General features: G+C 39.7%; 14 protein-coding genes. 10 read left to right on the top strand and 4 right to left on the bottom strand.

What is annotated here, in order from left to right; translation table 11 throughout:
- Positions 1–8: 8 nt before the first annotated feature.
- From AC07VK_RS17775 to AC07VK_RS17745, 7 genes are read left to right on the top strand one after another with little or no spacing between them, the layout of a single operon-like run.
- The gene (locus AC07VK_RS17775) at positions 9–866 is read left to right on the top strand and encodes an EboA domain-containing protein (RefSeq protein WP_492962142.1); all 858 of its coding nucleotides are present in this window, start codon (positions 9–11) and stop codon (positions 864–866) included.
- A 26-nt stretch (positions 867–892) separates the two neighbouring features.
- Positions 893–1879, top strand: a complete 987-nt coding sequence (locus tag AC07VK_RS17770; protein ID WP_492962140.1) for a TatD family hydrolase — start codon at positions 893–895, stop codon at positions 1877–1879.
- Between the two features lie 4 nt (positions 1880–1883).
- Entirely contained in the window at positions 1884–2768 is an 885-nt protein-coding gene (gene eboC / locus AC07VK_RS17765) for a UbiA-like protein EboC (protein ID WP_492962138.1), read from the top strand.
- 21 nt (positions 2769–2789) lie between these two features.
- Complete coding sequence (locus tag AC07VK_RS17760) at positions 2790–3959, top strand: 3-dehydroquinate synthase (protein ID WP_492962666.1); 1170 nt, start codon at positions 2790–2792, stop codon at positions 3957–3959.
- Between the two features lie 3 nt (positions 3960–3962).
- On the top strand, positions 3963–5174 hold the full coding sequence (eboE, locus tag AC07VK_RS17755; RefSeq protein WP_492962136.1) for a metabolite traffic protein EboE: 1212 nt from the start codon (positions 3963–3965) through the stop codon (positions 5172–5174).
- Positions 5175–5177: 3 nt separating this feature from the next.
- Positions 5178–6527, top strand: coding sequence for an alkaline phosphatase family protein (locus tag AC07VK_RS17750; protein ID WP_492962134.1), 1350 nt, complete (start codon positions 5178–5180; stop codon positions 6525–6527).
- Positions 6528–6547: 20 nt separating this feature from the next.
- The gene (locus AC07VK_RS17745) at positions 6548–6856 is read left to right on the top strand and encodes a hypothetical protein (RefSeq protein ID WP_492955184.1); all 309 of its coding nucleotides are present in this window, start codon (positions 6548–6550) and stop codon (positions 6854–6856) included.
- A 339-nt stretch (positions 6857–7195) separates the two neighbouring features.
- On the opposite strand, the gene AC07VK_RS17740 is transcribed toward AC07VK_RS17745, so the two are convergent.
- The 3 genes from AC07VK_RS17740 to fucP all read right to left on the bottom strand — a co-directional run bounded on the left by AC07VK_RS17740 (position 7196) and on the right by fucP (position 11077).
- The gene (locus tag AC07VK_RS17740; RefSeq protein WP_492962132.1) at positions 7196–7978 is read right to left on the bottom strand and encodes an L-fucose dehydrogenase; all 783 of its coding nucleotides are present in this window, start codon (positions 7976–7978) and stop codon (positions 7196–7198) included.
- 143 nt (positions 7979–8121) lie between these two features.
- Positions 8122–9759, bottom strand: a complete 1638-nt coding sequence (locus AC07VK_RS17735) for a UxaA family hydrolase (protein WP_492962130.1) — start codon at positions 9757–9759, stop codon at positions 8122–8124.
- Positions 9734–11077, bottom strand: a complete 1344-nt coding sequence (gene fucP, locus AC07VK_RS17730; protein ID WP_492962128.1) for an L-fucose:H+ symporter permease — start codon at positions 11075–11077, stop codon at positions 9734–9736. The genes AC07VK_RS17735 and fucP overlap by 26 nt, the downstream gene beginning before the upstream one ends.
- Positions 11078–11253: 176 nt before the next feature.
- Between fucP and AC07VK_RS17725 the strand changes: the two genes are divergently transcribed.
- Together AC07VK_RS17725 and AC07VK_RS17720 are read left to right on the top strand one after the other, a co-directional pair.
- Positions 11254–12123 carry an AraC family transcriptional regulator gene (locus AC07VK_RS17725; protein WP_492962126.1) on the top strand — a complete coding sequence of 290 codons (870 nt, stop codon included), beginning with the start codon at positions 11254–11256 and terminating at the stop codon, positions 12121–12123.
- Between the two features lie 224 nt (positions 12124–12347).
- On the top strand, positions 12348–12560 hold the full coding sequence (locus AC07VK_RS17720) for a hypothetical protein (RefSeq protein WP_057932979.1): 213 nt from the start codon (positions 12348–12350) through the stop codon (positions 12558–12560).
- 398 nt (positions 12561–12958) lie between these two features.
- On the opposite strand, the gene AC07VK_RS17715 is transcribed toward AC07VK_RS17720, so the two are convergent.
- A complete protein-coding gene (locus tag AC07VK_RS17715) occupies positions 12959–13918 on the bottom strand; it encodes a GlxA family transcriptional regulator (RefSeq protein ID WP_492955189.1) in 960 nt (319 codons plus the stop codon).
- 134 nt (positions 13919–14052) lie between these two features.
- On the opposite strand from AC07VK_RS17715, the gene AC07VK_RS17710 reads away from it, so the two are divergent.
- Positions 14053–14547: a DinB family protein gene (locus AC07VK_RS17710; RefSeq protein ID WP_492962124.1), complete on the top strand. Its 495-nt coding sequence runs from the start codon at positions 14053–14055 to the stop codon at positions 14545–14547.
- Position 14548: the final 1 nt, after the last annotated feature.

Below are 14548 nucleotides of genomic sequence, written 5' to 3'. Positions count from 1 at the left end.
GATACTTTATGAAAGGTGACGATACGAAGGCTATCCAAAAAGCTTTATCAGCTATTATAAAAAGCAATGTAGGTGCAGATGGCCAAAATTGGTTGGAAAGTATAACACAATCTGCTGATCAAAGCAGTAAAATCAGCCAGGCATTTGTGATGGTGCCGCGCAAAACCGGAAAATCGCTTATTCAACTTAATGAAGAGCAAAAGCTTTTAATAGAAGAGGCAGAGATCGGTTATATTCGTAACTGGACCATCGATAGGCTTTGTCGAGTTTGGTTGCTGAGCACTTTAAATTCAGAAGACCAGGATAAACGCTACGCAACCATCGATCGTTTATTCCTGTCGGCAGAAATGAATGAGGCAGTGGCTTTATATTCAGCCTTGCCGTTTTTAGCTCATCCTGAAATTTGGGTAAAACGTTGTGCTGAAGGAATTAGGAGCAATATCGGATCGGTTTTGGAAGCGATAATGGAAAACAATCCCTATCCTTCAGAAAATCTGGATGAAGCTGCCTGGAACCAATTGGTGCTGAAAGCGTTTTTTACCGAAAAAAATATCGACCTTATTATTGGTTTAGATAAACGGGCTAATCTGGAACTTGCATTAACTTTGATTGATTATGCAAAAGAACGTTGGGCGGCCAAACGAAAGGTAAACCCACAGCTTTGGCGCCTGGTTAGTAAATTTATCAACGCCGAGATTTTTGAGACCCTTAAAGTAGGTTTACAGCATTACGACCAGATTGAACAACGCGCCATTGCACTTGCTATCGCACAGTCCGATTATCAGCCGGCAAAAGATTATATTAACACTTTTCCTGAACTTAAGTTGGCCCTCTCGGAAGGAAACTTAAACTGGGATTCATTTTAACCATTAGAAATTCAAAACAGAAATATATGTGTTGCAGTAGTTCAATTGAAAGAGATAAAGCACTGATGGGGGAGCCTGAAGCGTTCGATATCAGTGCGGTAAAGGGAATGAAATTCTTCGACCCACATGTTCACATGACTTCGAGAACAACAGACGATTATCAGGCGATGGCCGATGCAGGCGTTGTTGCTTTAATAGAACCCGCATTTTGGCTGGGGCAGCCACGAACCGGATTGGATAGTTTTAGAGATTATTACAGTAGCCTAATCGGTTGGGAACGCTTTCGCTCTTCTCAATTTGGAATTAAACATTATTGCACCATTGGCCTAAATTCAAGAGAAGCCAATAACGAAACTCTGGCAGAGCAGGTAATGGAAATATTGCCATTATTTATCTATAAAGAAGGTGTAGTTGGCGTAGGCGAGATCGGCTTCGACGACCAGACTGCTGCCGAAGAAAAATATTACAGATTACAACTTCAGCTTGCTAAAGAAGCAGGTTTACCTGTTCAGGTGCATACGCCACACCGCGATAAGAAAAGAGGTACACAACGCAGTATGGATATTGCCTTGGAGCATGGCCTTGATCCTTATAGCGTAATTATCGATCATAATAATGAAGAAACGGTAAAAGAGGTTTTAGATAGAGGCTTTTGGGCTGCTTTTACCATTTATCCGTTTACCAAGATGGGTAACGAGCGTATGGTAGAAATTGTAAAACAATATGGCGCTGAGCGTATTATGGTAAATTCTGCTGCCGATTGGGGTATCAGCGATCCTTTGGCTGTACCGAAAACGGCTGCTTTAATGAAAATGCGCGGTTTAAGCGATGAGGATATCGAGCTGGTTACTTACCGCAATGCGATTACTGCATTTGCACAGAGCGGACAGCTGGATGAAGCCGATTTCAATGCGCAAAAAAATGTAGACCTTACCGAGAAATTCGAAGGCAATACCATTTTGCGCGGCGGACAGCAGCCAAGAGCAGATAAATCATCTATCATCATTAGCTAAAATATTGAAAAAAATAATTGTCTATCTGCGCATGATGCGCCCTGCCAATATTGTTACTTCAGTAGCCGATATTTTAGCAGGAATTGCCATTTCTGGAGTTTTAAGTAATGGATTTTCCATTCCATGGTTATCTATTGTGTTTTTGGCCACATCAACAGCCTGTTTGTATGGAGGAGGAATCGTTTTTAACGATGTTTTTGATGCCGATCTGGATAAAATAGAACGTCCGGAGCGGGCCATTCCCAGTGGGCAGATCAGCTTAAAAAATGCAACCATTTTAGGTAGCCTGTTACTCTTGTGCGGTATTACATTAGCTGCATTAAATGGTTTAACATCGGGCTTATTGGCTCTTTTGGTAGCCGTTTTCGCTTTGCTTTATAATAAATTTGGTAAACACCATTCTTTTTTCGGCCCCTTGAATATGGGTTTATGCCGTGGCTTTAACTTACTATTGGGTTTGAGTATTGTGCCAGCAACGCTTTGCAGTCATTATTATTTGGCCATTATTCCGGTAATTTATATTTTCTCCATCACCATGACCAGCCGTGGCGAAGTGCACGGAGGCCATACTAAAAACTTATATTTGGCCGCCTTTCTGTATGCAATCGTGATCTGCGCTATTGCTTATTTTGCTTTTGTAAACGATAGGTTGCTGTGGTCGCTGCTGTTTCTGGTTCCATTTACCTTTATGATTTTTAGGCCACTATTAAAAGCAATAAAGGAACCTATCGGTAAAAATATTGGCGGGGCGGTAAAAGCTGGCGTAATTTCACTTATTTTGATGGATGCAGCTTGGGCGGTAACTTTCGATGCCCTTATTTTGGCTTTTATAATTGCAGCTTTATTGCCGTTATCTATGTGGCTTTCTAAATTATTCGCCGTTACTTAACCATCAAACACACATTCTCAAATTGACATGGAACATTTACATCAATCCTTTACGGTACAATATAATTATAATGTTTTCTTTACTTCATCGCTTTTTATGCCTGAAAACGAACTGTTAAACAGTTTTTTGGTTAACTTAAATCCGGCTGTTGCAGTAAAGAAAATCTTGTTTGTAATTGATGAAGGTGTAGCAAATGCACACAAAGAGCTTAATAACCAGATTAAAGCCTATTTTGCAAAATACCCTCAAACGCAACTGATTCAGGATATCCTGATCATACCAGGGGGCGAACAGGTGAAAAATGATACCAGATATTTTGATCAGGTGTTGGATGCCATCAATATTCATGGGATCGACAGGCATTCGTTTGTTGCTGCCATTGGTGGTGGCGCCGTACTCGATATGGTAGGCTATGCAGCTACGGTTGCGCACCGTGGGATCAAACACATCAGGATTCCAAGTACTGTGCTTTCGCAGAACGATTCGGGGGTAGGCGTGAAAAATGGAATTAATTATTTCAATAAAAAGAACTTTTTAGGCACTTTTTCACCGCCGGTTGCTGTTTTTAACGATGAGGTATTTTTAAGCACTTTATCTGATCGCGATTGGCGCTCCGGTATTGCCGAAGCAATTAAAGTGGCACTGATTAAAGACCGTGAGTTTTTTGAGTGGCTGGAAGCGAATGCTGCTGCGCTTGCACAACGGGATATAACAGCGATGAACTACCAGATCTGGAAATGCGCAAAACTCCATCTGGAGCATATCCGCAGTGCGGATCCTTTTGAAAACGGTTCGGCCCGACCATTGGATTTTGGCCACTGGAGCGCACACAAACTAGAATACCTGACAAATTTTGAAGTAAGACATGGTGAGGCCGTTGCCATGGGAATCGCTTTGGATACTGTATATTCTAATTTATCGGGCAAAATCGGTAATGAGGATGCACAAAGGGTAATCACGCTGATTCAGCAACTTGGTTTCGAATTAACGCATCCCTTGTTACAGGTTACCGAAGGCAATAGCCCAATTTTGCAGGGACTAGAAGAATTTAGGGAGCATCTTGGTGGAGAACTGACCATCACCTTGCTTACTGGCCTGGGCAGTGGAGAGGAAGTTCATGAAATTGATGCCGACATTTTAAAACAAGCTGCCGACATTTTAAATAACCAAACTGCTATTATTCAACATTAAGCTATGAAATTAACTTCCGGACATTTAACCTTCTGTACCAATATTTATGCAGGCGAAAACTGGATGGCACATTTTGCCGTGTTGAAAGATAGTTTTCCGGTATTGAAAGCGCAATTGTCGCCAGAGGCACCAATGGGTATAGGTTTGCGCCTTTCCAATCTCGCCAGTATCGAATTATTGGAAGAAAATCACCTGGAAATATTTAAGCAGTGGCTTGAGCAGGAAGGCGGATATGTTTTTACCATGAACGGATTTCCATATGGCGGTTTTCATCATACCAGGGTTAAAGATCAGGTTCATGCACCCGATTGGACGACGAGAGATCGCGTTGAATATACACTCCGTTTAGCAGAAATTCTTTCGCAGTTACTCCCTGAAGGTATGGATGGAGGCATTTCAACCTCGCCACTGAGCTACAAACCTTGGTTTAGGGATGCCTTGGAAAGAGAAAAAGCTACAGTTACTGCAAGTACACATGTTTTGGAAGTTGCCGGAGGTTTAGCGAAAATATATAGAAAAACAGATAAACTCATCCATCTCGATATCGAACCAGAACCCGATGGTTTTCTCGAATCAGGCCCCGAATTTATCAACTGGTTTGAAAACGAACTTTTACCGATTGGAAAAACCTATTTTGCAGCGCAATCAGACTTAAATGCGATCGATGTAGAAGATTTGATTAAAAAATATATCCGTTTGTGTTATGATGTTTGTCATTTTGCAATCGGTTATGAACCCCATACAGCCATCATCAATGAACTGCAGGAGAAAGGCATTCAGATTGGAAAAATCCAGATCAGTGCCGCACTGAAAGCCAAATTGCCGGCATCTGTTTCAGAAAGAACAGCCGTGTTGGATCAATTAGGCCGTTTTGATGAGCCTACTTATCTGCATCAGGTAATTGCACGAAAAAATGATGGCTCGCTGCTGCGTTACCCCGACCTTGCTGATGCACTGGCTGCGGGCGAAAATCCTGAAGTAGAAGAGTGGCGGGCACATTTTCATGTACCCATTTTTGTTGAAGATATGGGTTTGATCGAATCTACACAATCTGACATCATCGAGGTGTTGAACTTGCAAAAAAACAACCCTTTTACCGCTCATTTAGAAGTAGAAACCTATACCTGGGAAGTTTTGCCAACGGCATTAAAAGCCCCTCTGAACGATTCGATCATCAGAGAACTGGCTTGGGTTAAAAATTTATTAGAAAAATAGAACATGCATAAAACCGTTGTTATCGATATTGTAGCCTTATCTGCATCCGTAATTGGGGCGCATACACCATTTCTTCAGAAATATATTGCCGAAAACCATTTAACAACCATAGAACCTTTATTGCCGGCAGTTACAACAGCTGTGCAGTCGAGTTATCTTACAGGTAAATATCCTTCAGAAAATGGTATTGTAGGCAATGGATGGTACGATCATGCTGATGCTGAAATCAAATTCTGGAAACAGTCTAACAAACTGGTGAATGCCGAAAAAATATGGGATCAGGCAAAAAAGGAAGATCCGGATTTTACCTGTGCCAATATGTTCTGGTGGTACAACATGTACTCAACAGCTGATTTTTCGGTAACACCACGTCCAAATTACCTTGCTGATGGCCGTAAATTACCCGACTGTTATTCGCAGCCGGCTGAATTACGCGACCATTTACAGGCTAAACTGGGGCAATTCCCCTTGTTTCAGTTCTGGGGGCCTGGCGCAAATATTAAATCAACAAAATGGATTGCAGATGCTTCGATGGAAACTGAAAAACTGCACAATCCTACGCTTACCTTAATTTATTTGCCGCATTTAGATTATTGCCTGCAAAAGTTCGGGCCTGAACAGGATAAGATCAGTACAGAACTGAAAGAAATTGATCAGGTGGTAGAAGAATTGGTGCGTTTTTACGAAAGCAGGGGGGCACGCATCATTTTACTTTCCGAATATGGCATTGCGCCTGTAAATAAGCCAATCCACCTTAACCGTTTGTTCAGGGAAAACGGTTTAATTCAGATCCGCGAAGAAAGAGGACTGGAATTACTCGATCCCGGCGCTTCGAAAGCTTTTGTAGTAGCCGACCATCAGGTAGCACATGTTTATATCAACGATAAAAGTGTAACCGGGCAGGTAAAAGCCTTATTGAAAAATGTACCTGATATTGAATTGCTACTTGACAAGACAGAACAGGAGAAACACCATATTAATCACGAACGTTCTGGTGACCTGGTTCTTACCGCGAAAGAAAACAGCTGGTTTACCTATTATTTCTGGCTTGATGATGCTAAAGCTCCTGATTATGCCAGGGTGGTTGATATCCATAAAAAACCAGGCTACGATCCTGTAGAAATGTTCATGACCTCTAAATTAAGAGCAGGGTATAAACTTTTAAGGAAAAAAGCCGGCTTCCGTTATGTGATGGATGTAATTCCACTCGACGCTACTTTAGTTAAAGGATCGCATGGCAGCATTAATGTAGCCGATCAATTTAAACCTGTTCTGGTTACCTCGAAAGCGGTTGATAAAACCTTATATGCACCTGATGTTTATCAGGTGATATGGGATAGTTTAACCGTTTAGTGAGTATTAAGCCAATTTTAATGTCAAAAAAAATAATCATCCTTATCGTTTTTCTAGGATCATTCCTGGCGATTAATTTATTTATTTTCAAAGGGCATAAAAATGGCTTGATAAATAGCGCGTTCAAAGGCCGAATAGATAGTTTAGAAATCGGAGACAAAGGTATTCCCTCCGTATATGTTAACGGAGAACGGTTCCATTTAACTGTTTTAGGAAGAGAATTTAACAACACCGTTAAAAAAGGAGATTATATCTTGAAAAACCCTGGAGAATCAAAATACAAGATTGTTAGGAAGAATACCAATAGGGTTCTGAATTTCGAATTTTAAATTAGAAATAATTGGGAATATTCCATTGTCCGTGTTTCCATAGCCTGCTTTAAGTTTTTTGCGTCTGTAAGGATGTGGACTGAGGAATTAAATTTGTCAGGTTGAGCCTGTCGAAACCCCATGTAAGGCATTCAAAAACAGGCCCTTCGACAAGCTCAGGATGACATTCTATTTATGATACGAACTTTCTAATCTGTGGTCTTTGTTTCCACAGCCTGCTTTAAGTTTTTTGTGTTTCGGTCTGTGAGGACACAGACCGAGGATTTAGATTGTTCTTTGTTTCAGAGCGTTATCAACTTTCATAACCCGTTTGCTAGAAAGTTGACAACGCTGAACATCTTACAACAGTGCCCTATCCAAGTGTACATAACCACCATCCACATGGATCAGTTGGCCTGTAGTGTGACTCGATTTATCTGATAATAAGAATACAGCCATGCTGGCAATCTCATCCACGCTGGTCATTCTGTTCTCGAAAGGAATTTTATCGGTAATATTCTTCAATTTTTCATCACGGTCTTCAAAAGTGTTGATCCATTTCTCGTATAGCGGTGTCCAGGCTTCGGCCACAATAATCGCATTAACGCGGATGCTGGAAGGCAATAATTCTACTGCCCATTCGCGGGTAAGGGCATTACGGGCACCGTTCGATGCGGCATAACCAGATGTTCCGCCTTGTCCGGTTTCTGCAGTTTTGCTCCCAATATTTAATATCGAACCCTTGCTCTGTTTAAGTGCAGGTAAGGCATGTTTAGCCAAAAGGTAATAATGCACCACGTTTTTATGTAGCGATTCCATAAAACCTTCATAAGTTCCATTTTCGAGACCAACGCCATCGTTAACTCCTGCATTGTTCACTAAGCCATCTATTCTGCCGTATTTTGCTAATACTGCATCAACAATGGTTTTGCAACTTTCTGGTGCAGTGAGTTCTGCCGTAAAATAATCTGCTTTTAAGCCTAAATCTGTTATTTCCTGAAGCATTTTCAGGTTATCGCTTTCATTACGGCCAATAATGATGGGGAAAGCATTTTCAATGGCCAAAGCTTTCACAATTGCTGAGCCAATGCCTTTTGCGCCACCGCTCACCAGGATTATTTTGCCGTCTAAATTTAAATTCATATTTGGTTAATATTTTTGTTTTGTTATTAAAAGCACAGAGAACATAGCGGGGTATTTAGCCTTGCTTCTATAGGTTTCTCTCCCGAAAATTCGGGACTGCGCTTCAGTCGAAATGACGCATCGATTGTCCATCCTCCATGGAATTAAAGGCTCACACCTCTTTTCCAGGGGATAAAATCATCCTGATTAAGCTGTACGGCTTTAGGAATTTCTTCGCCGCTGGCTACTTTAATACAGTATTCCAATATATCTTCGCCCATTTCGTTAATGGTTTTTTCGCCATTAATTACTGCTCCTGTGTCGATATCGATAATATCGCTCATGCGTTTGGCCAGGATCGAGTTGGTAGCCACTTTAATGGTCGGGCAAACCGGATTTCCTGTTGGCGTGCCCAAACCAGTGGTAAATAAAATTAAGGTTGCTCCGGCAGCAGCTTTACCTGTGGTTGCTTCTACATCATTCCCAGGGGTGCATACCAAGCTTAAGCCAGGTTTAGTAGCGGGTTCTGTATAATCTAAAACATCTACAACAGGAGCGGAGCCGGCTTTACGTGCAGCACCCGCCGACTTAATCGCATCGGTAATTAAACCATCTTTAATATTGCCTGGAGAAGGATTCATGTAAAAGCCAGAACCAACTTTATGTGCCAGGTCATCGTATTCTGTCATTAAACGGATGAATTTTTCAGCCGTTGGACGGTCCACAGACCTGTCGATCATTTCCTGCTCTACGCCACAAAGCTCGGGGAACTCGGCCAATAAAACCTTGGCGCCTAAGGCTACCAGTAAATCGGCACAATAACCAACAGCCGGATTGGCTGAAATACCACTAAAACCATCACTACCACCACATTTTACACCCACACACATTTTGCTTAGCGGGGCTGCTGCACGTTCTTGTTTATTAATGAACATCAATCCTTCAAAAGTACTGCGGATTGAATTTTGGATCAATTGCTCTTCGCTTTGTGCTTTTTGCTGCTCGAAAATTAAAAGTGGTTTATCAAAATCAGGATCAAGTGCAAATAAGTCGCGTTTAAAATCTTCTACCTGCAAATGCTGACAGCCCAAACTTAAAACCGTTATACCGGCCACATTGGGGTGATGGGCATAGGCTGCCAATAATTTGCTTAAGGTATCAGCATCCTGACGTGTTCCCCCACAACCTCCGTTATGCGTGAGGAATTTAATTCCATCTACATTTTTAAAGGTGCGGCGGGCTTTATCTACTTTAGGTTCAAAACTAATGTTATTAATGTCTTCTCCGTTTTCAAAGGCCTGAACCAATTTGTGCGTGTAAGATTTATATTTATCATCTACCGCATACCCCAATTCACTATATAGCGATTCTTTAATAATATCCAGATTTCTGTTCTCGCAAAATACAGTCGGGATAAACAACCAGTAGTTAGCCGTACCCACTGCACCGTTTTTACGGTGATAACCATTAAAACTACGGTTGGCATATTTACTCACATCAGGCGCTTCCCATTGGTAATTAACATTGCGATAGGCAAATGGCTCTGCAGCATGTTTGGTGTTCTCTACATTCATCCGCATGCCAGCCTTTACATCAAATTGTACCTTTCCAACCAAAACGCCGTACATCATTACCTCATCACCTGCTTTCATGTCCTGCATAAAAAATTTATGCTTGGCAGGGATTTCATCAACAGTAACGTAGGTATTCCCTTCATGCACTATTTTGGTGTCTTTAGGTAAATCTTGTAACGCAACCAAAACATTATCAGCATTGTTAATCTTGATGACTAATTTTTTCATTGTTAATTTTATAATCTAAACTAATTTCTTTTTCAATGTGATTGGGTTTCCATCCTTTCCAGCCAAAGTAGAAAACCACTAAAAAGCATATAAATGGTACTAGATACCCATATTGTATATTGTGCGTGGCATCCGAAATCAAACCTAATATCGGTGGCAAAAAGGCACCACCAACAATAGACATCACAATTAACGATGAGCCCAGTTTTGTATCTTTACCCAAACCTGCTATGCCCAATGAGAATATGGTTGGGAACATGATCGACATAAAAAAGGCAACACCGATTAAAGCATAAACGGTAATCATGCCGCTTGCAAAAATAGATACAAGGGTAAGTACAGCACTAATTAATGCATAAAGCATCAAGAGTTTATGGGCGGCTACGTATCTCATGAAGAACGTTCCTGCGAACCGGCCAACCATAAAAGCTAAACCTGCGGCGCCAGCGTACCATTTCGCTGCATCCTGAGTGATACCGGCCGATGAGGTTACGAAACTGATGAATAAACTCAATACACAAACCTGTGCACCTACATAGAAAAACTGACCGATGATGGCCCAACGCAAATGGCTATGGCCCAATACATGTGCAAAACTGCTTTTTTCCTGGGCATTTTCTTCCTCTTTAATATCGGGCAGCTTAGTGAAAATAAATAATATAGCTACAACAATAATCAGGATACCCAAAATTAAATAAGGCGCTTTTACCGTCGATGCTTCTTCGAGCATATAGGCCTGTTTTTCTAAAGGCAACATTTTCGCTAATTGAGCATCGGTATATTTTACTTCTGTAAAAATAAATTTACCGCCAAGTACCGGTGCTAAAAATGCAGCTAAACCGTTAAAAGACTGAGAGAAATTTAAACGCTGGGTAGCCGTTTCTGGTGGTCCCAATACGGTAACATAAGGATTTGCTGCTGTTTCTAAAAAGGTTAAACCACAGGCGATAATAAAAAGTGCACCTAAGAAAAATATATATTGTGCCGTATTGGCTGCGGGTATAAATAATAAACAGCCGATGGCGAATAAAACTAAGCCTAAAATGATGCCACTTTTATAGCCATACTTGCGCATAATGTAGCCTGCAGGTAGCGCCAATAAAAAATAAGCGATAAAAACTGAAGAATCGACCAGGGTAGATTCGAAAACGTTTAGTTGAAAAGCTTTGCGTAAATGCGGAATTAATACAGGATCGAGATTGTGGACAAAGCCCCAGAAGAAAAAGAGGCTGGTGACTAAAATTAATGGAAATAAATATCCCTTACCATTTTTTGGTGTATCGGATACCTGAAAGTTCGTTGATGGAGTGTGGCTCATGTTTTGTTTGGTTATAATGGTTTAAGCAGGTTCTTTCTGGTTAGTTGTTGTATTACAAATTAAACCCTTAAGCACTAATAAAAATTTAACTTTATAATCTAATTATTAAATGATATTGGCTCAATTTTTTACATTGCAAAATAATTTTGCATATTAGATTGATTTTTTAAGATTTTATGAAACCGCATTTACTTAATGTATCTACTAATTCGGTAGATTCTTTTAGCGCCCGAAGAGACATTATGCCCGATATAAACAATCATTGGCATTACCACTCTGCATTAGAATTAATCTACGTTAAAAAAGGCAGGGGAACGCAGTTTATTGGCGATAGTATTAAAAATTTTAAGGATGGCGATGTTGTTCTGCTCGGAAGCAATTTGCCACACTACTGGCGATTTGACCCCGAATTTTTTGATGAAACCGCTGGTGAGCCGGTTGATGTTTATGCGATTCATTTTAAGGAAGATTTTTTGGGGAAGGATTTTCTCGATCTTCCCGAAAATCAGGAGATCAAAAAAGTCTTGCTTCAATCGCGACAGGGAATTCAGTTACTAGGAATTTCAAAAGAGAAAATTGCCGGTTTAATGCCACAGATTATTGAGGCTACAGGCACCATGAGGATTATAAGAATACTCGAGGTATTAACTGAAATAGCCAATTGTGAAGAAAAAAATATATTGGTTTCACTAGGGTTTAAGCCTAACTTTCTGAAGAACGAAAAAGATAGGATCCAATCTATTTATAACTATACCATCAGCAATTACAAAAATAAAATAGAACTCAAGGAAATTGCTGCGGTAGCTAAAATTAGCCCCAATTCATTCTGTAAATTCTTTAAAACTAAAAGCCGAAAAACTTATACACAGTTTCTGAACGAGATCAGGGTAGGGCAGGCCTGTAAATTATTGATTGAAAATGATCTGACCGTTAAAGAAATCTGCTACGACTGCGGCTTTTATAATTTTACCAGTTTCCATAAATATTTTAGAGAAATAACAGGTAAAACCCCGCTAAAATATCAACAAGCCTTTTCTAAGCAATAAGTATATTCTATGAAGTTTGTTTTTTTTTAAAAATATGTCTTCCTAATTATACAGTATTTGCCGTTTTATTTAAAATTTCTAATTAGTTTTGTCTAAACTAAATAGAAAGAGCTGAAGTTTTAACGACTTTTGTCTTTAATCGATTTTAAAAGACAAGAAATGTTAAAACTAATTTTCGATTTATAGGTTTATAGCTTAAGTTTGTATTTCTAACTGAATATTTTATGAGCAATATCTCTAATCCGAAACCGGTGAAAAAGGGCGATAGGATGGACAATGACCATAATAACCTTAATGAGTCTTATACCCCCGGTTCAAAACACAAATTTGAAGGATGGCCGATTTTATGGATATTGATCGCCATATTTTTAATCTCTGCAGTTTTATGGTATACAGGAGCCGCTCCTTACTTAATTAAGTGGATCGCCAATAAATAAATAGCTGTTTTTAGATCGTTTAGTTTGGTCACAACATTTCATTGTCTTTCTGTGAGAAAGTTCAATGTATTAGCTTAAAGGGAGACGTTAATTTTGATGACGGGAAAAGAACTGATTAAAATTTTTCATCATCACTGGGAATCTGCTCAGCGGAGAAATAGCAGTACAACATTAATCCAAAAGAAATAATATAAAATACAGCTGTGATTAAAAGGAATGTGCTCATATAAATAGTTATTTGGTTAGTGTAATTATAACGTTAAGTTATCTTAAATAATGTAGGACGATGCATTTATTTTATATTAATTATTAACATAATTTATTTTAGTGTTGAAAACTATTTATTTAGTTTTTGTGAGTGGTGGTGATTTGCTATTCTGCTGTTCCTCAGATATCTGCTACCTCACCTGAAATTTATCGCGGTATTGAGTGGGCGTCATCCCGACTGATTTTCTGAATACCTTCCTAAATGCTTTTGGATCATTGTAGCCAGAGTTATAAATTACCTCTGTCATTTGCTGGGCAGTTTGCTCTAATAACTTTTTAGCTGCTTCGATACGCGTTTGTTGAAGGTACTCAATAGGGGTAATACCAATCACCTGTTTAAAGCGACGCACAATATTTCTTCTACTGGAAGGAATATCTTTAATCATCTCTTCAATGGTGGCCACGTCCTGATAATTATTTTCAATTTTTTCCTGGGCAGAGGCAACAATATCATCATTGTGATGACGGATAGGCTGGAAGGTACTAAAGTACAATTGGTTTACACGGTCCATATCGATTGCAAAAATCTTCGCCACCTTAATGGCCATATCTTTGCCACAATGAAGCTGTAAAAGGTGCAATAATAAATGAAAAGTAGAGGTTGCTCCACCACTTGTAAATAATTTTCCATCCTGTGTTACTGTTTTATCAGCCTTTAAATGGACCAGGGGAAATGCCATAGAAAAGGCCGAGCAGGCATCAACATGTGTGGTTGCTGCTTTACCATCCAACAGTCCTGATGCTGCAAGTAAAAATGCACCAGTACAAAAAGTAGCAATTTCTGCACCTGCTGCATGTTGCTTGTTTAACCAGGGGATATAGTTTCGGTTTGCTGCGATGGAATCTTTAATATCGTTGGTTGCAAATGAAGGCACTAAAATAAGATCAAGATGCGCAGCTTTTTGTAAGGGCACACAAGGATGTTCACTAAAATTATAATTTTTATCCTCCAGTGTAATTAAACTAATGTTAAATGGGGTTTCGAGGCCATCTTTCCGATAAAATCCATTAACAGTATCAAATACATCTAAAATAGCCGCTATGCTTAATAATCTGAAATTTTGGGGCAGTAAAACACCTACTTGTATCATTTGGTTAAAAATTTAAGTATCGTAAATATATAAAAATTGTCTGAAATGCCCCTTAAGATTGACTTTTACGGCAACGGTGTTCGGCTAAATTAACAGGTAACTTTATTTCAGCTAATCAATTAATTAATAAACATATGAAAACCACCCCAGCGAGTAGCAGAATGTACGGCTTTATAGTATTGTACGAAATGCAGACAGATTTTTTAGTAAGGGCTTTAGATGGGATAGACCAAAAGGATGCGCAGAAAAGATTGGATACGAAAGCAAATCACATTGCCTGGATTACCGGGAGTGTGGTGCATAGCCGCTATTTTCTGGCCAAATCATTCGGTATCGATCTTCCATCCATAACCGACAATCTTTTTGCCGATAACAAAGGAATTGTGGATGATGCCACTTATCCATTGCTTGAAGATTTTATTAAAGATTGGGCAGCAATTTCTCCAAAGTTACAGGAAGCTTTAACCCAGGCTACTGACGAGAAACTGGAAGAGAAACTCAGCATCCCTGGAATGGAGATCACACTGTTTGAAATGATCAGCTTCAATAGTTATCGGGAAGCCAATTGCATCGGGCAGATTGCCTTATGGCGCAGGTTATTAAACTATCCCGGAATGAATTACATGTAAG

The organism is Pedobacter sp. GW821-FHT01D05 (assembly GCF_059422505.1).
Note: the sequence above shows the minus strand (reverse complement) of the source record. Positions and strands in the feature narration are given on the sequence as shown.